This is a genomic window from Paraburkholderia sp. SUR17, from assembly GCF_029536165.1.
GTDB classification, from domain to species: domain Bacteria; phylum Pseudomonadota; class Gammaproteobacteria; order Burkholderiales; family Burkholderiaceae; genus Paraburkholderia; species Paraburkholderia kururiensis.
Window position 1 is genome coordinate 3,542,476 of the sequence record NZ_CP120508.1, and the last position, 19,556, is coordinate 3,562,031.

Consider the following 19,556-nt stretch of genomic DNA (forward strand, 5'->3'; position numbering starts at 1 on the left):
GGCCTGAAGCGGGCCCAGGATCCGCGCCAAACGTCAGGGCCCGACACTCGGCCCGGCTCGCAGCGGGCCGGGCTAACTCGAAAGCGGCACCCGCCGCCGACACGCCTCGCCGCCTGCTAACTCATCTCGCGCCGCCCGCCGTTCGAAAACGCTCACGCAGCCACACGGCGAGCCGCCACCCGAGCAGCACCACCACAATCGCGCCGTAGATCTTCGGCAACACCAGGTCGTGCTTGCCCGCCTTCAACCACCAGAAGTGAAGGATGGCGAGCGCGCCGATCGCGTAGATGGCGCGATGCAGCGTCTGCCAGTGGCGGCCCAGCCGCCGCACCATCGCGCGTGGCGACGTTGCCGCAAGCGGAATCAGCAGCACGAACGCCGCAAACCCCACCGTGATGAACGGCCGCTTGGCAATGTCCTTGAACATATCGGCGACGTTGAACCATTTGTCGAGCCAGATGTAGGTCGTGAAATGCAACGTCGCGTAAAAAAACGCAAAGAGACCGAGCATGCGGCGAAAACGCACGAGTGCGTTGAGTCCCGTGAGCCGGCGCAGCGGCGTGACTGCCAGCGTGATGCACAGGAATACAAGCGTCCATAGTCCCGTGGACCACGTGATGAACTCAATTGGGTTCGCGCCCAGGCCACCCGTGAATCCCAACAGCACAAGTCGCCCCAGCGGGTAAAGCGCCGCGAGGAACACGGCGACCTTCGCCGGCGCAACCCAGCGCGTGCCGGCAGCGGCACGCGGCCGGGCTCGGGAAACGCTCGCGGACGCAGCAGCCGCTTGTCCCTTCCCAGCCGTGCCCATCGTTTCAGAAACGCGTTGCATTGCTTGCTCCACCGCCCCAGCCGTTCGTGCGGGCGACTCAGAAGTTCTTTTTCAGATCCATGCCCTGATACATCGACGCGACCAGATCGCCGTAGCCGTTGAACATCAGAGTCTTGCGCTTCGGCGTGAAGAAGCCGTCTTCGCCGATGCGCCGCTCCGTTGCCTGGCTCCAGCGCGGATGGTCGACGTTCGGATTCACGTTCGAGTAGAAGCCGTATTCGTTCGCGGCATACGTGTTCCAGCTCGTCTTCGGCTGCTTTTCGACGAAGCGGATCTTCACGAGCGACTTCGCGCTTTTGAACCCGTACTTCCACGGCACGATGATGCGGATCGGCGCGCCGTTCTGGTTCGGCAGCACCTGGCCATACAGCCCGACGGTGACAAGCGTGAGCGGATTCATCGCCTCGTCCATGCGCAGGCCCTCGGAATAGGGCCAGTCCAGAATCGGCTGCGCGAGGCCGGGCATCTGCGACGGGTCGGCGAGCGTAATGAACTGGACGTACTTTGCGTTCCCGGTGGGCTGAGCCCGACGAATCAACTCCGCGAGCGGAAAGCCGATCCACGGCATCACCATCGACCAGCCTTCCACGCAACGGTGCCGGTACACGCGCTCCTCGAGCGGCGCGAGCTTGAGCAACTCGTCGATGTCGTAGACCTTCGCATTTTTCACCTCGCCCTCGACGCTCACGCGCCACGGACGCGGCCGCAACGTGCCCGCGTTGGCTGCGGGATCGCTCTTGTCGGTGCCGAATTCGTAGAAATTGTTGTACGTGGTGATGTCTTTGAAAGACGTGACCTTATCCAGGGCGACGAATTTAGGGTTCGTTTTCGCCGCCAGTTTCTGCGCCTTCGGGTCCGGCGATGCATATTCGGCCAACGCCGGCGCGCTGAGCCCGAACGGGCCCGCCAATGAGCCGATAGCCGCGGCGCCCGCCGCCTGCAGCACGCGCCGGCGGTTCCGGTACACCGATTCGGGCGTGATCTCGCTTCCCGCAATGTCGTCGCCGTTCAGCAGAATCCTGCTGGCTCGCTTGATCCACATGACTTCACTCCTCGCGGCGCAGCGGGTGTATCCCGTGCGAACCGCATCCACGTTCGTCCGACCCGCCCCGCGCAGGCCACACTCTGGCAAACACGCGCCGGGCAAAAAACTTCCACTGGAAACAAAAAACCGCCGGGGAAAACCATCCGGCGGTTGTTTGTCGTTCGAGCGCGGCGGATCTTACAGCTTGCCGTAGCTATGCAGTCCCGACAGGAACATGTTGACGCCCAGGAACGCGAAGGTGGTGACGAGCAGGCCAGTCAGCGCCCACCAGGCCGCCACCGAGCCGCGCAGGCCCTTCATGAGCCGCATGTGGAGCCACGCCGCGTAATTGAGCCAGACGATCAGCGCCCAGGTTTCCTTCGGATCCCAGCTCCAGTAGCCGCCCCACGCTTCGGCGGCCCACAGCGCACCGAGAATCGTGGCAATGGTGAAGAACGCAAAACCCACGGCAATCGACTTGTACATGACGTCGTCGAGCACCTCGAGCTCCGGCAGGCGGTCCGCCAGCACGCCGCGCTCCTTCATCAGGTAGGCAACGCCCACCATGGCCGACAGCGCGAAACTGCCGTAGCCAATGAAGTTCGCCGGCACGTGGATCTTCATCCACCAGCTTTGCAGCGCGGGCACGAGCGGCTGGATCTGCTGGGCGTCGCGCGCAATGGAGTACCACATCAGGAAGCCGACCGCCGCGCTGATCACGAGCAGCACGAACGCGCCCAGCGCCCGCGTGTTGTAGTGCTTCTCGTAGAACAGGTAGAAGAGGGCCGTGATGAGGCTGAACAGCACGAACACTTCGTAGAGGTTCGAGATGGGAATATGGCCCACGTCCGCGCCGATCAGGTACGACTCGTACCAGCGCACCATCAGCCCGACGAAGCCCATCAGCACCGCTGCCCAGGTCAGCTTCGAACCGATCGCACCGCCCACGGGCGAGCGCGAGAGCGTGCCGATCCAGTAGAACAAGGTGGCAAGCACGAACAGCGCGCTCATCCAGAGGATGGCGGACTGGCTGGAGAGGAAGTACTTGAGGAAGAAGGCGGTGTCGGCCCGCGCCAGATCGCCGTGGTAGAACTGGATGCCGGCCAGCGAGAGCACCGCGATGCCCGCCATGAGCAGACGCGCCGGCTTCCATCGCCAGCCCAGCACGACGAGCGCGGGCACGGTGCAGACCAGTACGAGCTTGTCGTAGTAGTTCATGTGCGCGTGGTAACGCGAGAGCGCGAAACCCGCGCCGGCCACGAGCGCAAGCGCAAACAGCCAGTCGAAGGCGCCGAGGCGCCGCAAGAAGGAACGCTCGTCGCCAAGCGCGCTGATCTCCGAAGCGGCGGGCGGCGTGGCGGGCACGCGCGGCGCGCCGGGGCGGGATGAGGAAACCTGAGTCAAATCCATGTTCTTACCGGGTCGAATCTGCAGCGTTCTCTGACGGCACAGCAGGGGCTGTGCCAGGAGCGTCGGGAGTCAGCGGTTTGACGCCCAGCGCCTGGCCGACGGCATCGCGGGTGCGGGCAAACTCTTTTTCGAAATCGAAGGTCCTGCGCGCCGTCGACATGGCCATGACGACGTTCACGCCTGAGCCGCTATCTTTGAGCCAGAACCACAGCCGGCGTTCGCGCACGTAGAACATCGAGAAGATGCCGAGCACGAGAAGGAGGCTGCCAAGATACACGACTTTCTTGCCAGGTGCCCGCGTGAGCTGGAACACCGATGCCTGCACCTGCTTGAAGGAATCGAGCTGCAGGTAAACAGGCGCTCCATACAGAAAACTGTCGGACACCGCGTTGATCGAATCTTGCACAAAGCGCGTTGTCTGGGTATCGGGCTTTACATCAGGCTCGCCGGCCTGCTCGCGGGCAAGCTGCCATAAGTCCCACGTCGAGCCTTCCAGCATGCGCAGCAGGAGACCTGCGGCCTTTTCCTGCTCGCCCTTCGGCACCGACTTGTCGATGAACGCCGCAATGGCCTGGAAGCCGCCGATGGATTGCCCCGGCACCGGCTTGCCGGAGACGTCGTCGGCGCCAGCAAAGAGGGTCAGGACGCGCACCGCGCTTTCCTCGAGATGCTGCTGCAATTCGCGATTGGCTTCGGGCACGGACCGCATCGCAAACCGGTGCGCCGCCTGGGCGCGCAGCGCCGGATCTTCGAAGGCGGCGCGCAGGCGCATCCATTCGTTCACGGTGCCGCCGCTGTCGGCCGGGATGCGCAGGTAGCGGAACGGATCGTCCGGGTTCGTGCGCATGCCGGCGAGGAACATCCGCGCGCCACCCACGTCGACGGGCACCATGTAGTTGTTGTATTCGCGCGCCTGGCCGTCCTTGTCGCGCACCTTGTACTGCACCGAGGGGCCGACGTTGTGCAGATCGAGCGGCTTCGACGTTTTCGCGCCCGAACCGAGCCGCTCGTCGAACACCTCCTTGAGCGAGCGATGCGCCACGCCGCGCACGTCCGTCGAGCCGCTGCCGTTCGAGATGTTCTCGACGTTGATGGCCCGGAAATCCGTGAACTCGACGGTCTGACCGTCGGCACCCGGCGTGGACGCGGGCAGCGGCGCGGAATTGCCGATCGTGCCGCCAAACGGGAAGGTCTTCGTGCCGCCGCCCGTCATTGGCCAGGCGGTCATCTGCATCTGCGAGCCGCCGTCCTGGAAGCTCGATTGATAGATCGACACGCCGTCGTATTCGAACGGCTTGTTCACCTCGACGCGCGCCGGAACGCGTTGGCCGGTTTTGTGATCGATCACGACGATGTCGCTCGCGAAGAGCTTCGGCATGCCGGTCGAGTAGTAATCGACGATGAACTTGTTCAGCTGGATGGAAAACGGCAGGTCCTGGATCAGCGAGCCGTTCGGCTGATTGAGAATCGCAGTCGAAACGAACTGGCCTTCCGGCACCCACGCATAGCCGCGGAACGTCGGATTCGAGACCGAGAGACGGTGCTCGGGTGCGATCTGGCTGATGACGGTATTGCTACGGATCGGCGTCTTGTCGAAGAGCCACATCTGCAGCTTGATGGGCAGGTTGCTGTCGAGCAGCCCGCCGATACAGATCACGACAATGGCCAGATGAGCAAAGATGTAGCCGATGCGCGTGAGCGCGCCGCGCTTGGCCGCGATGAGCGTGGCGCCGTCGCTTTCGCGCGTCACGAACTTGTAGCCGAGCCGGCCGGTAAGATTCGTGAGCACTTGGGCCATCTGCACACGCGAGCCCTGCACCGCATACTCGCCCTTGTGGTGAAACGCGCGCAGGCTGCCTTCGCGGACTTTGTCCTTCCAGCTCTTCATGTCGGCGATCATCTTCGGCGCGTTGCGGATCACGCACAGCGAAATCGACACGACCAGAAAGCCGAGAATCAGCATGAACCACCACGCGCTGTACACGCTATAGAGGCCCAGCGAGCGAAAGATGTCGGCCCAGAACGGACCGAACTGATTGACGTAATTCGGATAAGGATCGTCCTGTGTCAGGACGGTGCCGATGATGCTCGCGATCGAAAGAACCACAAGCAGCGCGATGGCGAAACGCATCGAGCTGAGCAATTCGATCGCATTGCGCCATGCCCGCTTACGCGTATTCAACTGCAAACCCGACGTGGTGACGCTCATTCAAACTCCGACTCAACAGCAAAAAAGGGTGAAGGGCTGTCGTGCCATGACGACGCCCCCACCCTTTTCTTGTTTTCTTGCCGTCCCTGGCTGGGCCGGCTGGTTCTTACCCGACGCGAATCGCGCGGGCTGTCAATGCAGCCCGGCGATGTAATCGGCGACGGCCTTGATCTCGCTATCGGACAGTCGCAGCGACACCGCATGCATCGGTTCGTTGTTATTGCGCGTACCCTGCTGGAAAGCGGTGAGCTGCGCAACGATGTACTCGGACCACTGACCCGAGAGCCGCGGGTACTGGGTCGGAATACCCTGCCCCGTCGGCCCGTGACAGGCCGCACACGCCGGCACGCCCCGTTCCGCGTCGCCGCCGCGATAAATCTTCTGGCCTAGCGCGACGGTGCTCGCATTATGCGCGTAGCCGGGTTTTGGCGCTTGCGCTGCGAAGTAGGCCGCCACGTTCTGCATGTCCTGATCGGACAGCGCGCCCGCGAAACCGGCCATGATCGGATTGCTGCGCGCTGCCGGCTTGCCTTCCGCCGGCTTGAAGTCGTGAAGCTGCTTGACGAGATACTCGGGATGCTGGCCGGCGAGCTTTGGATACGCGCCGCCGGCGCTGTTGCCGTCCGCTCCGTGGCAGGCGGCGCAGACCTGTGTCGCGATTGTCTGCCCCCGGTTGAGATCGGGCTTTGTCTGATCCGCTGCCACTGCTTTTTGCACCGCTACTGCCGAAAGACCTGCCGCTACCGCAAATTCAAGCACCATCAAGGACTTGCACAGTCGATTCATTCGCACACCCTGTTTCGTCTTGTGGGATTAGGCTCTGCAAAATACGACGGCGACCGATCTACCGCGAAGGCCCGCACGCTCGTCCCCAAATTGTCTCCGTATCGAGGACTTCAGTAAGGTCTTCAGTAAACCGTCGTATTGTACAATAACGCGCTATACGCAATGGCGCCAGTCGGACCTCTCCCGGTCCATCCCGGTGCCCGGCATTCGCCACGGCGTCTCACATTCTGGTTTTCCCCTCATGGCCTTCCTGCTCCATCAAGCCCGCTTCTTTACGACGGTCAATCATCTGCGCGACCTACCGGCCACGACGCAGCCCGAGATCGCGTTCGCGGGACGCTCGAATGCCGGGAAGTCGACGGCCATCAACGTGCTGTGCAACCAGAAGCGGCTCGCCTTCGCCTCGAAGACGCCAGGGCGCACGCAGCACATCAACTACTTCTCGGTGGGGCCGGCCGCGGAGCCGGTGGCACACATCGTGGATCTGCCCGGCTATGGATACGCCGATGTGCCGGAGGCCTCGAAGGCGCACTGGGAGGAACTGCTGTCGCGCTATCTGCAGACTCGCGCCCAGCTGCGCGGCCTGATTCTCATGATGGACGCCCGCCGTCCGCTCACCGAACTCGACCGCCGGATGATCGAATGGTTCGAGCCCACCGGGAAGCCGATCCATGCTCTGCTAACGAAGTGCGACAAATTGACACGCCAAGAGAGCATCAATGCACTGCGCATGACGAAGAAGGGTTTCGACGAATACCGGGCGGCCGGCCACGCGGGTGAGCTCAGCGCGCAGCTTTTCTCTTCGCTCAAGCGCACCGGGCTGGACGAAGCGCACGAACTGATCGAAAGCTGGATTGCACCTGCGGAGCACGCCGGCGAGGCTGAGGCGGCGTCAGAATAATCGGCGGGCCAGCGTGGCATGGGAGCGGTGGCGCGTGAAGAAATCGACGCGGCGGCCAGCGTTGCCGCGGTCAATGGCGTGCGAGGCACAGAATTTTGAAGCGGCCTTCACGACCAGCACATGTGCGACATGTCGTCGCGGCGGCTGCGCCGGAAGTGCCTGCTTGTTGTGCAAAGCGAGGGGCGCTTCATCCCGGGCGCCCATAAAAAAACCCGCCGGTTCGCGGCGGGTTAACAGCCTAATCGAAAAACGACAGGCACCCGCTCAGGGAGGAGAAGCGGGGAGTCCGGCGCAGGGCGCCTCGCTCGATCGGTATGATATACCATTGGCCTGAAAAGTTTCTGCCACGCGGGAGCCGCTGCATCCCGCCCTTCTGTCGTCCTCTCCCACGATATCCGACATGAGCTTCTATCCCCATCTCCGTCCGCGCCGTATGCGACGCGACGACTTTTCGCGCCGCCTCATGCGCGAAACCATTCTCACCACCAACGACCTGATTTACCCCGTCTTCGTCGTAGAAGGCCAAAACGTGCGGCAAGCCGTGCCGTCGATGCCGGGCGTCGAACGCGTTTCCGTCGACCTGCTGATGGGCGTGGCCGAGCAATGCGTCGAGCTCGGCGTGCCCGTCATTTCGCTCTTTCCGGCCATCGAGCCGTCCATCAAGACGCCCGACGGCCGCGAAGCCGCCAATGAAGCCGGGCTGATTCCGCGCGCCGTACGCGAACTGAAAAAGCACTTCCCGGAGCTGGGCGTGCTGACCGACGTCGCGCTCGATCCGTACACCAGCCACGGGCAGGACGGCGTACTGGACGAGGCCGGGTATGTCATGAATGACGAGACAGTCGAAATCCTCGTTCAGCAGGCGCAGGCGCAGGCCGAAGCGGGCGTCGATATCGTCGCGCCCTCAGACATGATGGACGGGCGCATCGGCGCGATCCGCGAGATGCTCGAGAGCGAAGGCCATATCCATACGCGCATCATGGCGTATTCGGCAAAATACGCGTCGGCGTTCTACGGTCCGTTCCGCGATGCAGTGGGTTCCGCGTCGAACCTGGGCAAGAGCAACAAGATGACCTACCAGATGGACCCGGCGAATAGCGACGAAGCGCTGCGCGAAGTGCGCCTCGACATCGAGGAAGGCGCCGACATGGTGATGGTGAAGCCGGGCATGCCGTATCTGGACATCGTGCGCCGCGTGAAGAACGAGTTCCGCTACCCGACCTACGTGTATCAAGTGAGCGGCGAATACGCGATGCTCAAGGCGGCCGCGCAGAACGGCTGGCTCGATCACGACAAGGTGATGATGGAATCGCTGCTGGCGTTCAAGCGCGCTGGCGCGGACGGCGTGCTCACCTATTTCGCGCTCGACGCGGCGAGAATCCTGCGTACCCAGCGATAACGCAGACAACGTGGCGGTGCGGCTGCCACCTCAGACGCAAACGCAAAAGAGGCACATCGGATAAGAACCGATGTGCCTCTTTTTTTGTGCTGCCCCGCGCCGGCGTTCCTTCGCAGTAACGAGCGTCGATGCAAAGGCCACGTGCGTTGCTACGACGTAAGCGCTAAATCCGCCACACGTCGTTAGGTGACGTGTTACCGGGTAACATATTTCAGATCGATAGTTACCGGGTAACGAAGGAGATGCGAGATGACGCAAACGACGGCGCAGCGGCAAGCGGCTTATCGGGCAAGGCGCGAGACGGCAGGCAAGGACGGCAACGGTGATCGGCGTCTGGATATGTGGGTGAGCACGGAAGCGAATCTTGCTCTGACGCGGTTAGCTCGCCGTTACTCGGTAACGAAGCGCCAGATGCTGGAGCGGTTGATCGCACGGGCCGACGACGCGATCGTGCGCCGACTCGATCCCGATTCGGAACAGTGGGACCAATACTTCGGCCCGGCGCGATAGGGACCGGAGTTACCCGGTAACGGCTTGCTGTCGAGCGAAGTTGAACGGTAGCAGGTCGCTAATATCGGCGTCCGGCGCACGCTGCGGCAATTGCGTCAGCACGTGCAGCAGATAGGCGTGAGGATCGACGCCGCAGGCTCGACACGTGAGCATCAGGCTATAGACCATCGCGCTCGCTTTTGCGCCGTCGACCGTATCGCTGAAGAGCCACGACTTTCGTCCGGTCACAAAGGGCCTGATGTCGCGCTCGATGACGTTGTTATCGATTGGGGACCGGCCGTCCTCGACATAACGGCTCAGATACCGCCATTGCCTGAGACAGTAGCCGATCGCCTCGCCCAGCAGGCTCTTTGGCAGAACCTTCGGCGCGAGCTCGTCGAGCCAGGTCTTAAAGGCATTGAGCAACGGCACGCTGTGCTGCTGGCGCAGGCGGTACCGGTAATCGGCCAGCGTCTCGCCTTCGGGCAACGTCTGCTTGGCGAGCGTCTCGACTTGATACAGCGCCTGGAAGAATTCGAGCGCCTTCGTGATGCGCGGGCTCGGTTTGTTCTTCTGTCCTTTGAGCGCGTCCGTGAACATCCGGCGTCCATGCGCAAGGCATCCGAGGTGCGTGGCCGATTTAACCGTTCGCCACGCAGGCCAGCCGTCCGTCATCAGCGTGCCCGCGTAGTCTCCGAGGAATTCCTTCGGGTACTGCTGGCCACGCCCCGGCTGGTACTCGAACAGCACCACCGGCTGCTCGCTATCCTCGGCGCTTCGGTAGACCCACATATACGAGGTGGACTGCGCGTTTCGGCCGCTTTCCTTCAGGACCTGGACGGTGGTCTCGTCGCCGTGAATCAGCCACTGGCTTAGCAGAATCTTCTTGAGCGCCTCGAACAGGCGCGTGTAGTGAAGCTCGGCGGGGCGGATGATCCAGTTCGCCAGCGTGCCGCGGCCGACCGCGATGTTCGAGCGCGCGAGCACGTCTTCCATCCGGTACAGCGGTGTGCCGTCGACATACTTGCCGGCCGTGACGGCGGCGATCATCGAGGCACTGGCGTGACTGCCCGGCAAAGGCTGCGCCGGCATCGGCGCGACCACGATCGGCGTGTGCGTGCCATGACGCTCGCAGTGCCGACACGCGTACTTGAAACGCGCGTGCTGCAGCACAGAGACCTTGACCTCCATGTGCAACTGTTCGCTGATTTCCTCGCCCATCCGATGCATGGCCTTGCTGCAGCACGGACAGATCTTCTGCTCCTCGGGCAGGTCGTACTCGATTCGCTCGCGCGGCAGATCCGCGGGCAGCGGCTTGCGGCCACGCTTGCGCGGTTCCGGCTGACCGGGTTCCGGCAACCCGGTATCGGGCAGCGCCGACACATCGCCGTCGTCCTCGTCGGCCGGCTCGGCTTGGGCTGCTTCCTCGGCCTCGTTGAACACGCGGTCGCGGCGCTTCTCGCTCTTGGGCGCGTACTGTCGGGCCAACGCGAGACGATATTGCTCTTCGAGCGCATCCAGGCGCCGGGTCAATTCGTCGATCCTGGCGTCACGCTCGGCAATGACCTGCGCATCGGCCGCCACCCGTTCCTCCAGCTTGTGGATATAGGCCTTGGCGGTGCGCGGAAGTCGGGGGAGATCGGGAGGAGACATGCGCTCAACGATAGCGGATCGCCGAGCCAAATAGGTTTACGCGAATTTGTAACAGCTAAAGCCGCCGTTGTTTACCGGCAACGGCGGCGATACCCTGCTTCAGCTCGCGTGGCAGTACTGCCGCGCTGGGTGGCGGCGCACGGCGTCGATATCGACGCCGTCGAGCAGCAGGTGAAGCTGCTCGGCCGTCAGTTCGATCACGGCTTGCTGACGGCGGGGCCAAACGAAACGGTCGGCCTCGAGGCGTTTCAATAGGAGCCAGAATCCGGCCCGGTCATACAGCAGAAGTTTCACGCGATCGCGTTTGCGGTTGTGGAACGCGAAGACGGCTCGCGCAAGCGGATCGAGCTGCATCGACTGCTCGACCAGCGTGACGAGGCTGTTGATGCCGGCACGGAAGTCGATGGGCTCGCGGTGCAGGTAGATCTGCAGGTCCGCGTCGAAGCGGAACATCAGCGCGTCCCCAACGCTTCGATCATCGCCTTCACGAGCGCGCCATCGTGTGCGGCGCATTCGAGCTGCAGCGTCACGCCGTTGGGCAACTGCGCTGATAGTCGCGCCGGCGTCATTGCCTTCGCCGAGTCGTACCTGTGAGACGTTCGCCGTACGTTCGCCGGCTCGGGGTTCGTGCGCATCGGCGCCACTTCGTCGACCGTGACGACCGGCACGAATGCGGACGGCAACGGCTCGACGCTCGCCGTCGCAGCAGCGGCATTCGTGCGTTCGCGCAATTGAATCCACTTATGCAGCTGGTTCGCGTTCACCCCAGCCTTCAACGCCAGTCCGGCAATTGACGCGCCCGGTTGCCGGCAGGCGTCAATCAGCTTGCGCTTACCCTCGGCGTCAAACTTGCGCTTGCCCGTCGCCGTCACGCCCGTCACCCGCAGCGGAAGGAAATCAACTTCGTTCTGTGTCATCGGTTGCGTCCGCAAGTTGTAGTTGCGGACGCAAGCCTGCGCTCGTTCAGCTTTCGATTCTAGGTGGGGTTAAATTCGCGCTTACGCTACGACTGCGGTGGCGCCGCGCGGTCCAGACTGCGCAGAAAGCGGTCCGCGGATTCGTAGCCGACTACGCGCAGGACCTCTCTGCCAGTATGGTCGAAGAAAATGATGCCCGGTGGCCCGAACAGGTCGAAGCGCTTGAGCAGAACCTGGTCGTCGGTGTTGTTCGCAGTCACATCGGCGCGCAGGAGGTTGAGCTGTTTGAGGCGGAGCTGCACGCGCGGGTCGCTGAAGGTGAACTTCTCCATCTCCTTACAGCTGACGCACCAGTCCGCATAGAAGTCCAGCATGGCCGGCTTCAGCGCGGTCTTCACCGCATCATCGAGTTGCGTCGACGAGCGCACCGGCGCAAACGCGAGTTGGTTCGGCGACAGGCCATTGCCCGCGCCACCTTCGCTGCCCCTGGCGGCCAAAACAGCGAGCGGGCGAAGTGGGTCTGACGACCCCGCAGCCAGTCCCACAAGCAACGTCGCGCCCCAGATAGCCAGTGCTGCCCCAATACCACGGCCAAGGCGCCGCCACGGCGTCGGACCACCGGAGTTCGGCGTGAAAAGGCCAAGCGCCGCAGCGGCAATCAGCAGCCAGACGGCCGCAAGCAGCATCCTCACCCCGCCACCCAACACTGGCCAGACGATCCACAAGGCGGCTGCGAGCAGGATCACGCCGAAGAATACCTTCACGCCATCCATCCAGGCGCCCGCACGCGGCAAGAGCACGCCAGCGCCCAGACCCAGAATCAGCAACGGCACACCGAGACCCAATCCCATCGCAAACAGCGCCGCGCCGCCGAGCAAGGCGTTGCCGGTATGCGCGATAAACGCCAACACCGCAAAGAGCGGCGCCGTCATGCACGCGCCGACCACGAGCGCCGACAGCGCCCCAAGCGACGCAACGGCCGCGTACTTGCCCGTGGGACGGCCTTGCGTCGCGCGCGACACCCCGTCCTGCCAGCGACGCGGCAGCGCGATGTCCATACCGCCGATTAGCGCGAATGCGAATACCGCCAACAGAACCGCGAAGGCACCCAGCACCCAGGGGTTCTGCAACCATCCGCCCAGGCTTTGCCCAACGAAACCGGCCACGATGCCGAGCACTGTATAGACCAGTGCCATGCCCAACACGTACGCAAGCGACAGCGCAAACCCACGCGCCCGCGTCACGCTGGTCCCCTCGCCGATGATGATGGCAGACAGGATGGGGAGCATCGGGTACGAGCAGGGCAGCAGGCTGAGCACGACGCCGGCGACGAAGTACAGCGCGACGATGGCGAGGAAACCGCCCTTCGTCAGCAGCTGCTGTGCATAGTCGGCGCTCGTGATGCGGTCGTACCAGGGACCGCTCGAATCGGTACCCACGGCGGCGACAACGGCAGTATCGGGTGCGGCGCCTGCGGAGGTCGCGGCCTGCAGCGCGGCGCCGCTCACGTGATACGTCCGAACCATGGGCGGATAACAGATTCCCGCGTCCGCGCAACCCTGTGACGTGACAGCAAGGTCGAATCCCGCAGACGCCTGTTTCACCGGGACGCGGATCGTCAACTCGTTGCGGTACGTCTCCACGTTTTTCTGGAACGTCGTATCAAACTTGACGTGGCCAGGTGGCAACTGCGGATCGCCGAGCGTCGCACTGCCCTTTTGTACCGCGAACGAGAACCGCTCGCGGTACATGTAGTAGCCGTCGGCGATACGGTAGTGAACCTCGACTTCGCCCGGCTGCTCGGTGGCGCTGAAGCGGAACGCGGCATCGGGATCAAGGAAGTCGTCGCCAGCTTGCGCGAGGCCGGCCCCGAGCAGCATCGCGAAGAGACTGCAGAGCAGTAGAACAATTGCGCGCATCATGCGAGCCGCGGGCCGATGGGAACGATTAAACATGAAGCGGGCGTTGAGTTTCGGCAATGATCCATTGGCCATAGGCCTGCGTAGCGGTGGCCTGCCACGAGAGCACTTCCGGTGTTTCGTAGGGGTGATGGCTCTGAATGAACTGTTCGAGCTCCAGTGACCGGGCGACACTCGTCTTGAAGAGCAACTGGATCTCGTCGGCGGATTCGACCTTGCCCTGCCAGTGGTAGTTCGAATGCACGGCACCCAGTTGCGTCACGCAAGCGGCAAGACGTGCATCGAGTGCGCCGGACGCGAGCTTCTGGGCAGTCTGCGCGTCGGGCACAGCGGTCAGAATCAGGGTCACGTTGACGCTCACGGCCACTCCAAAAACATCGAGAACTCGGGTGCAGCTATCGTACCACCTGACGCGCGGGCACTTCGGCGGCCGCCCGCACGGATAACCAATCGGCCAGAAATCGGCGCGCAGACGCAAAAAAGCCAGGCAGAAGCCTGGCTTTTGTATGCATCAAGAGAACGAGGAATGCTTATTCGGCTTCCTGGACCTCTTCTGCCTCCACCACTTCCGGGCGGTCGAGCAGTTCGACGAGCGCCATGGGAGCGTTGTCGCCCACGCGGAAGCCGAATTTCAGGATGCGGAGGTAGCCGCCCGGACGGTTCGCGAAGCGCGGACCCAGCACATCGAACAGCTTGGTGACCGAGTCGCGGTCGCGCAGGCGGTTGAACGCGAGGCGGCGGTTCGCCAGCGACGGCTTCTTGCCGAGCGTGATGAGGGGCTCGACAACCTTGCGAAGTTCCTTCGCCTTCGGCAGCGTGGTCTTGATGACTTCGTGCTCGATCAGCGAGTTGGACATGTTACGGAGCATTGCCAGACGGTGGCTGCTCGTGCGGTTCAGTTTCCGCAGACCATGACGGTGACGCATTTCAGTTTCCTTGAATCAAAGTTTTGATCCAGCTCTTCTATCGCCCAGGACAAGCCTTAGGCACGGGCCGGTAGTGAAAAAAGCAAGACGCGGATTTTAAAGGAAAATCCGCGCCCTTACCAGCGGCGGGACGAGCCCGCCATGCTTGCGGCAATTACTTGTCGAGACCAGCCGGCGGCCAGTTTTCGAGCTTCATGCCCAAGGTGAGGCCGCGCGAGGCGAGCACTTCCTTGATTTCGTTCAGCGACTTGCGGCCCAGGTTCGGCGTCTTGAGCAACTCGTTTTCCGTGCGCTGGATCAGGTCGCCGATGTAGTAGATGTTCTCGGCCTTCAGGCAGTTCGCGGAACGAACCGTGAGTTCGAGATCGTCCACCGGACGCAGCAGGATCGGGTCGATCTGCGGAGCACGCGACGGCGCTTCGGCAGCGGCCTCGGTCCCTTCCAGTGCAGCGAACACCGACAGCTGATCGACCAGAATGCGAGCTGACTGACGGATCGCTTCTTCAGGCGAGATCACACCGTTGGTTTCGATGTTCATCACGAGCTTGTCGAGGTCGGTACGCTGTTCGACACGCGCGCTTTCCACCGAATAGCTCACGCGACGCACCGGCGAGAACGACGCGTCCAGCACGATGCGGCCGATGATCTTCGCTGTTTCGTCGCCGTAGCGGCGCACGTTGCCCGGGACATAGCCGCGGCCCTTTTCGATCTTGATCTGCACGTCGAGCTTGCCGCCCTTCGAGAGGTGCGCGATCACGTGATCGGGGTTGATCACTTCGCAGTCGTGCGCGAGTTCGATATCGCCCGCCGTCACCACGCCTTCGCCTTCCTTGCGCAGCGTCACCGTCACTTCGTCACGGTTATGCAGCTTGAACACCACGCCCTTCAGGTTCAACAACAGGTTGACCACGTCCTCCTGCACACCATCGAGCGTCGAGTATTCGTGCACGACGCCTGCGATCGTCACTTCGGTCGGCGCGTAGCCCACCATCGACGACAGCAGTACGCGCCGAAGCGCGTTGCCCAAGGTGTGGCCATAACCGCGTTCAAACGGCTCCATGACCACTTTCGCGTGGTTGTCGCCGAGCGATTCCACTGCGATGATCTTGGGTTTCAACAAACTGGTTTGCATAGGTTTTCCTTTTCAATACCCTCGGCTCGTTACACCGATAAGGCTGACCGGTAACAACCTGAAAATAAACAGCCGAGGCCACCCCTTGCGCAACGCAATACGGGTACCCCGGCCGTCAATCCGATTACCGCGAATACAATTCGACGATCAGGCTTTCGTTGATGTCGCCAGCGATATCGCTGCGCTCCGGCATGCCCTTGAAGACGCCTTCGAACTTCTTGGCGTCGACCGACACCCAGCTCGGCATCCCGCCTTGCTCGGCGAGCGACAGAGCCTCGACGATACGAGCCTGCTTCTTTGCCTGTTCACGCACTGCCACCACGTCGCCCGACTTGACCTGCAGCGACGGGATGTTGGCGACCTGACCGTTCACGAGGATCGCCTTGTGGCTCACCAGCTGACGCGCTTCGGCGCGCGTCGAGCCGAAACCCATGCGATACACGACGTTGTCGAGGCGCGACTCAAGCAGCTTGAGCAGGTTTTCGCCGGTGTTGCCCTTGCGGCGGTCAGCTTCAGCGAAGTAACGGCGGAACTGACGTTCGAGAACGCCGTAGATGCGCTTCACTTTTTGCTTTTCGCGCAACTGCGTGCCGTAGTCCGACGTACGGGCGCCGGAGGTGCGACCATGCTGACCCGGCTTGCTATCGAGCTTGCACTTGTCGGCGAGCGAGCGGCGTGCGCTCTTCAGGAACAGATCGGTGCCTTCACGGCGGGACAGCTTGGCCTTCGGGCCGATATAACGTGCCACGTTGTATTCCTTTGAGATTGATCACGCGAACGTACTGCCTTCGCGCTAGTCCGTACCCTTTGGGCCGAACAGTGGGCTTAGTCGATTCAATAACGCAAGCAACCCGTCGACGCGCAAGGCGGCAACAGGCGCTGGCAAAAAGCGACGTCTTAGATGCGGCGGCGCTTCGGCGGACGGCAACCGTTGTGCGGCACCGGAGTCACGTCGGAGATCGCGGTGATCTTGATGCCAAGACCATGCAGCGCGCGCACCGCCGACTCACGGCCAGGGCCCGGGCCCTTGATCCGCACTTCGAGGTTCTTCACGCCGTATTCCATCGCGACACGGCCAGCCGATTCGGCTGCGACCTGAGCTGCAAACGGCGTCGACTTGCGCGAACCCTTGAAGCCCTGACCGCCCGACGTTGCCCAGGCAAGCGCGTTGCCTTGACGGTCGGTGATCGTGATGATGGTGTTGTTGAACGACGCGTGAACGTGAACCACGCCCTCGGCGACGTTCTTCTTAACCTTCTTGCGAACGCGTTGCGCCGCGGTGTTGTTCGAAGCCTTAGCCATTACGTTTCCCTGTAACTGTCAGTTCCGCTTACTTCTTCAGCGCCTGAGCTGCACGACGCGGGCCCTTGCGGGTGCGGGCGTTCGTGCGCGTGCGCTGGCCGCGCAGGGGCAGGCCCTTGCGATGGCGTACGCCGCGATAGCAGCCGAGGTCCATCAGGCGCTTGATGTTCATCGTCACTTCACGGCGAAGATCGCCTTCGACGACAAACTTGCCGACTTCCTCACGCAGCTTTTCGAGGTCTGCGTCGGTCAGATCTTTGACCTTCTTGTTGAACGGGACACCAGCTGCGGCGCAGATATTGCGCGAACGCGTGCGGCCGACGCCATAGATCGCGGTCAGACCGATTTCGGTGTGCTGGTGGTTCGGGATGTTAACCCCTGCGATACGAGCCATTGTTTTTCCTCAAACAAAAAGCGCAGGCAAAAGTGCGCCTGTCTCAATCAGCCTTGACGCTGCTTGTGGCGCGGATCCGAGCTGCAAATCACGCGCACGACGCCGTTGCGCTTGATGATCTTGCAATTGCGGCACATCCGCTTAACCGATGCCATCACTTTCATGATATTACCCTTTTTTCAAATCACTTCGCCCGGAATACGATCCGCGCACGCGACAGATCGTAAGGCGTCAGTTCAACCGTCACCTTGTCGCCAGGCAGAATACGGATGTAGTGCATCCGCATCTTTCCGGAAATATGTCCCAGCACGACATGGCCGTTTTCCAGCTTCACCCGGAAGGTCGCGTTCGGGAGGTTTTCGATGACCTCACCTTGCATCTGGATTACATCGTCTTTGGCCATAGTCCTTTCAACGCATCGGGACGCCGCCACCCTTGAAGTTGGCCTTCTTGAGCAGCGATTCATATTGTTGCGACATCACGTACGACTGCACTTGCGCCATGAAGTCCATCGTGACGACGACGATGATCAGCAGCGACGTTCCGCCAAAATAAAACGGCACGTTCCAGCGCAGCACCAGAAACTCCGGCAGCAGGCACACGAACACGATATAGATCGCACCAGCCAGCGTCAGACGCGTCAGGATACGGTCGATATAGCGTGCCGTCTGATCGCCCGGGCGGATGCCCGGTACGAATGCGCCGCTCTTCTTCAGGTTGTCCGCGGTTTCCCTGCTGTTGAACACCAACGCGGTGTAGAAGAAGCAGAAAAACACGATTGCCAACGCGTACAACAGCACATAGACGGGTTGGCCCGGCTTCAGTGCTTCAGCAACGTTGTGCAGCGTGTCGGCAAACCAACTGTTGCGCGACCCGGAGCTGAACCAGTTCAGGATCGTTGCCGGGAACAGGATGATCGACGACGCGAAGATCGGCGGAATCACGCCCGACATATTCAGCTTCAGCGGCAGATGCGACGACTGGCCACCGTAAATCTTGTTGCCAACCTGGCGCTTCGCATAATTCACGAGAATCTTGCGCTGGCCGCGTTCGATGAACACCACCAGATACGTCACAGCGGCGATAAGCGCCACGATGAAGATCGCCGACACCGGCCCCATCGAACCCGTTTGCACGAGCGACACGAGACCGCCGATCGCGTTCGGGAAGCCCGCTGCGATTCCGCCGAAGATGATGATCGAAATGCCGTTGCCGAGGCCGCGTTCCGTGATCTGCTCACCCAGCCACATCAGGAACATCGTACCGGTCACGAGCGTAACGACCGTCGTCAGGCGAAACACCATACCCGGATCGATCACGAGGCCCGGCTGGTTTTCCAGTGCTACCGCAATACCGAACGCCTGGAAGGTCGCCAAAACTACGGTGAAGATTCGCGTGTACTGCGTGATCTTGCGTTGACCGGCCTGCCCTTCCTTCTTCAACGCCTCGAGCTGCGGCGAAACGATCGCGAGCAGCTGCATGATGATCGACGAGGAGATGTACGGCATGATCCCCAAGGCGAAAATCGTGAAGCGCGACAGCGCGCCACCCGAGAACATGTTAAACATGCCAAGGATGCCGCCAGACTGGCTCTGGAACAGCTTCGCCAGCTGATCCGGGTCGATGCCCGGCACCGGAATGTGCGCACCGATCCGATAGACGACCAGCGCCAGCAGCAGGAAGACTGCTCGCCGACGCAGATCGCCAAACTTCGGCGCGCTCCGACCGGTTTTTGCGAAACTCGGGCTGTTAGCCAAGTAGCTTCTCCGATGCAAATGCTAGTGACGGCAGGCGAACCTGCACGTTACTCGGCAAAAGAACCGCCAGCCGCTTCGATTGCGGCGCGCGCATTCTTCGTCGCACCCAGACCCTTCACAACGACCTTGCGCTTCAGCTCGCCCGTCGCGATGATCTTCACGCTCTTCGTCAGCTCGCCAACGAGGCCAGCCTGCTTGAGCGCCAACAAATCGATTTCGTCGACCGGCAGCTTTTCGAGATCAGCCAGGCGCACTTCACCGACGAACTCCTTCGTCAGCGAGGTAAAACCGCGCTTCGGCAGACGACGTTGCAGCGGCATCTGACCGCCTTCGAAGCCCACCTTGTGGAAGCCGCCCGAACGCGACTTCTGACCCTTGTGACCACGACCAGCGGTCTTGCCGAGACCGGAGCCGATACCGCGGCCCACGCGACGCTTGGCGTGCTTCGAGCCCGTTGCCGGCTTCAGGTTATTCAATTCCATAATCAACTCCTTGAGTCCCTGGTC

Annotated in this window: 22 protein-coding genes; 3 read left to right on the plus strand and 19 right to left on the minus strand. The window is 62.2% G+C overall.

Annotated elements, in window-relative coordinates; genetic code table 11:
• Window positions 1-121 precede the first annotated feature (121 nt).
• The 5 genes from msrQ to P2869_RS15800 form a co-directional block, all read right to left on the minus strand.
• Window positions 122-811 (minus strand): protein-methionine-sulfoxide reductase heme-binding subunit MsrQ, encoded by a 690-nt coding sequence (gene msrQ, locus P2869_RS15780; RefSeq protein WP_233411880.1) that lies wholly within the window; start codon window positions 809-811, stop codon window positions 122-124.
• A 58-nt stretch (window positions 812-869) separates the two neighbouring features.
• Window positions 870-1,874 carry a protein-methionine-sulfoxide reductase catalytic subunit MsrP gene (gene msrP / locus P2869_RS15785; protein ID WP_017777184.1) on the minus strand — a complete coding sequence of 335 codons (1,005 nt, stop codon included), beginning with the start codon at window positions 1,872-1,874 and terminating at the stop codon, window positions 870-872.
• A gap of 180 nt (window positions 1,875-2,054) precedes the next feature.
• Complete coding sequence (ccsB, locus tag P2869_RS15790) at window positions 2,055-3,266, minus strand: c-type cytochrome biogenesis protein CcsB (protein ID WP_026121922.1); 1,212 nt, start codon at window positions 3,264-3,266, stop codon at window positions 2,055-2,057.
• A 4-nt stretch (window positions 3,267-3,270) separates the two neighbouring features.
• Complete coding sequence (locus tag P2869_RS15795) at window positions 3,271-5,475, minus strand: cytochrome c biogenesis protein ResB (protein ID WP_277596957.1); 2,205 nt, start codon at window positions 5,473-5,475, stop codon at window positions 3,271-3,273.
• Between the two features lie 132 nt (window positions 5,476-5,607).
• Entirely contained in the window at window positions 5,608-6,261 is a 654-nt protein-coding gene (locus P2869_RS15800; RefSeq protein WP_277596958.1) for a c-type cytochrome, read from the minus strand.
• Window positions 6,262-6,502: 241 nt separating this feature from the next.
• On the opposite strand from P2869_RS15800, the gene yihA reads away from it, so the two are divergent.
• From yihA to P2869_RS15815, 3 genes are all read left to right on the plus strand, one after another.
• The gene (gene yihA / locus P2869_RS15805) at window positions 6,503-7,162 is read left to right on the plus strand and encodes a ribosome biogenesis GTP-binding protein YihA/YsxC (RefSeq protein WP_017777180.1); all 660 of its coding nucleotides are present in this window, start codon (window positions 6,503-6,505) and stop codon (window positions 7,160-7,162) included.
• Window positions 7,163-7,562: 400 nt separating this feature from the next.
• On the plus strand, window positions 7,563-8,561 hold the full coding sequence (gene hemB / locus P2869_RS15810) for a porphobilinogen synthase (protein ID WP_277596959.1): 999 nt from the start codon (window positions 7,563-7,565) through the stop codon (window positions 8,559-8,561).
• A 249-nt stretch (window positions 8,562-8,810) separates the two neighbouring features.
• The gene (locus P2869_RS15815) at window positions 8,811-9,071 is read left to right on the plus strand and encodes a hypothetical protein (protein WP_277596575.1); all 261 of its coding nucleotides are present in this window, start codon (window positions 8,811-8,813) and stop codon (window positions 9,069-9,071) included.
• 9 nt (window positions 9,072-9,080) lie between these two features.
• Here P2869_RS15815 and P2869_RS15820 read toward each other — a convergent pair whose 3' ends face one another.
• The 14 genes from P2869_RS15820 to rplO all read right to left on the minus strand — a co-directional run bounded on the left by P2869_RS15820 (window position 9,081) and on the right by rplO (window position 19,532).
• Complete coding sequence (locus P2869_RS15820; protein WP_277596574.1) at window positions 9,081-10,703, minus strand: IS66 family transposase; 1,623 nt, start codon at window positions 10,701-10,703, stop codon at window positions 9,081-9,083.
• Window positions 10,704-10,802: 99 nt separating this feature from the next.
• Window positions 10,803-11,156, minus strand: coding sequence for an IS66 family insertion sequence element accessory protein TnpB (gene tnpB / locus P2869_RS15825; protein WP_055347105.1), 354 nt, complete (start codon window positions 11,154-11,156; stop codon window positions 10,803-10,805).
• On the minus strand, window positions 11,156-11,620 hold the full coding sequence (locus P2869_RS15830) for a transposase (RefSeq protein WP_277596573.1): 465 nt from the start codon (window positions 11,618-11,620) through the stop codon (window positions 11,156-11,158). Before P2869_RS15830 ends, tnpB begins: the two co-directional genes overlap by 1 nt.
• Window positions 11,621-11,706: 86 nt before the next feature.
• The gene (dsbD, locus tag P2869_RS15835) at window positions 11,707-13,542 is read right to left on the minus strand and encodes a protein-disulfide reductase DsbD (RefSeq protein WP_277598158.1); all 1,836 of its coding nucleotides are present in this window, start codon (window positions 13,540-13,542) and stop codon (window positions 11,707-11,709) included.
• A gap of 25 nt (window positions 13,543-13,567) precedes the next feature.
• Complete coding sequence (gene cutA / locus P2869_RS15840; RefSeq protein WP_026121919.1) at window positions 13,568-13,900, minus strand: divalent-cation tolerance protein CutA; 333 nt, start codon at window positions 13,898-13,900, stop codon at window positions 13,568-13,570.
• A 169-nt stretch (window positions 13,901-14,069) separates the two neighbouring features.
• Complete coding sequence (rplQ, locus tag P2869_RS15845) at window positions 14,070-14,465, minus strand: 50S ribosomal protein L17 (RefSeq protein WP_017777176.1); 396 nt, start codon at window positions 14,463-14,465, stop codon at window positions 14,070-14,072.
• A 154-nt stretch (window positions 14,466-14,619) separates the two neighbouring features.
• Window positions 14,620-15,597, minus strand: coding sequence for a DNA-directed RNA polymerase subunit alpha (gene rpoA / locus P2869_RS15850; protein WP_017777175.1), 978 nt, complete (start codon window positions 15,595-15,597; stop codon window positions 14,620-14,622).
• A gap of 124 nt (window positions 15,598-15,721) precedes the next feature.
• Window positions 15,722-16,345, minus strand: a complete 624-nt coding sequence (gene rpsD / locus P2869_RS15855; protein WP_017777174.1) for a 30S ribosomal protein S4 — start codon at window positions 16,343-16,345, stop codon at window positions 15,722-15,724.
• Between the two features lie 149 nt (window positions 16,346-16,494).
• Window positions 16,495-16,899, minus strand: coding sequence for a 30S ribosomal protein S11 (gene rpsK, locus P2869_RS15860; RefSeq protein WP_017777173.1), 405 nt, complete (start codon window positions 16,897-16,899; stop codon window positions 16,495-16,497).
• Between the two features lie 28 nt (window positions 16,900-16,927).
• Window positions 16,928-17,293 (minus strand): 30S ribosomal protein S13, encoded by a 366-nt coding sequence (rpsM, locus tag P2869_RS15865; protein WP_017777172.1) that lies wholly within the window; start codon window positions 17,291-17,293, stop codon window positions 16,928-16,930.
• 47 nt (window positions 17,294-17,340) lie between these two features.
• Window positions 17,341-17,457 (minus strand): 50S ribosomal protein L36, encoded by a 117-nt coding sequence (gene rpmJ, locus P2869_RS15870; RefSeq protein WP_026121918.1) that lies wholly within the window; start codon window positions 17,455-17,457, stop codon window positions 17,341-17,343.
• A gap of 20 nt (window positions 17,458-17,477) precedes the next feature.
• Window positions 17,478-17,696, minus strand: a complete 219-nt coding sequence (gene infA, locus P2869_RS15875) for a translation initiation factor IF-1 (RefSeq protein ID WP_004521905.1) — start codon at window positions 17,694-17,696, stop codon at window positions 17,478-17,480.
• 7 nt (window positions 17,697-17,703) lie between these two features.
• Window positions 17,704-19,050 (minus strand): preprotein translocase subunit SecY, encoded by a 1,347-nt coding sequence (gene secY / locus P2869_RS15880; protein WP_017777170.1) that lies wholly within the window; start codon window positions 19,048-19,050, stop codon window positions 17,704-17,706.
• A gap of 47 nt (window positions 19,051-19,097) precedes the next feature.
• Window positions 19,098-19,532, minus strand: coding sequence for a 50S ribosomal protein L15 (gene rplO / locus P2869_RS15885; RefSeq protein ID WP_277598159.1), 435 nt, complete (start codon window positions 19,530-19,532; stop codon window positions 19,098-19,100).
• Between the last annotated feature and the right edge of the window lie 24 nt (window positions 19,533-19,556).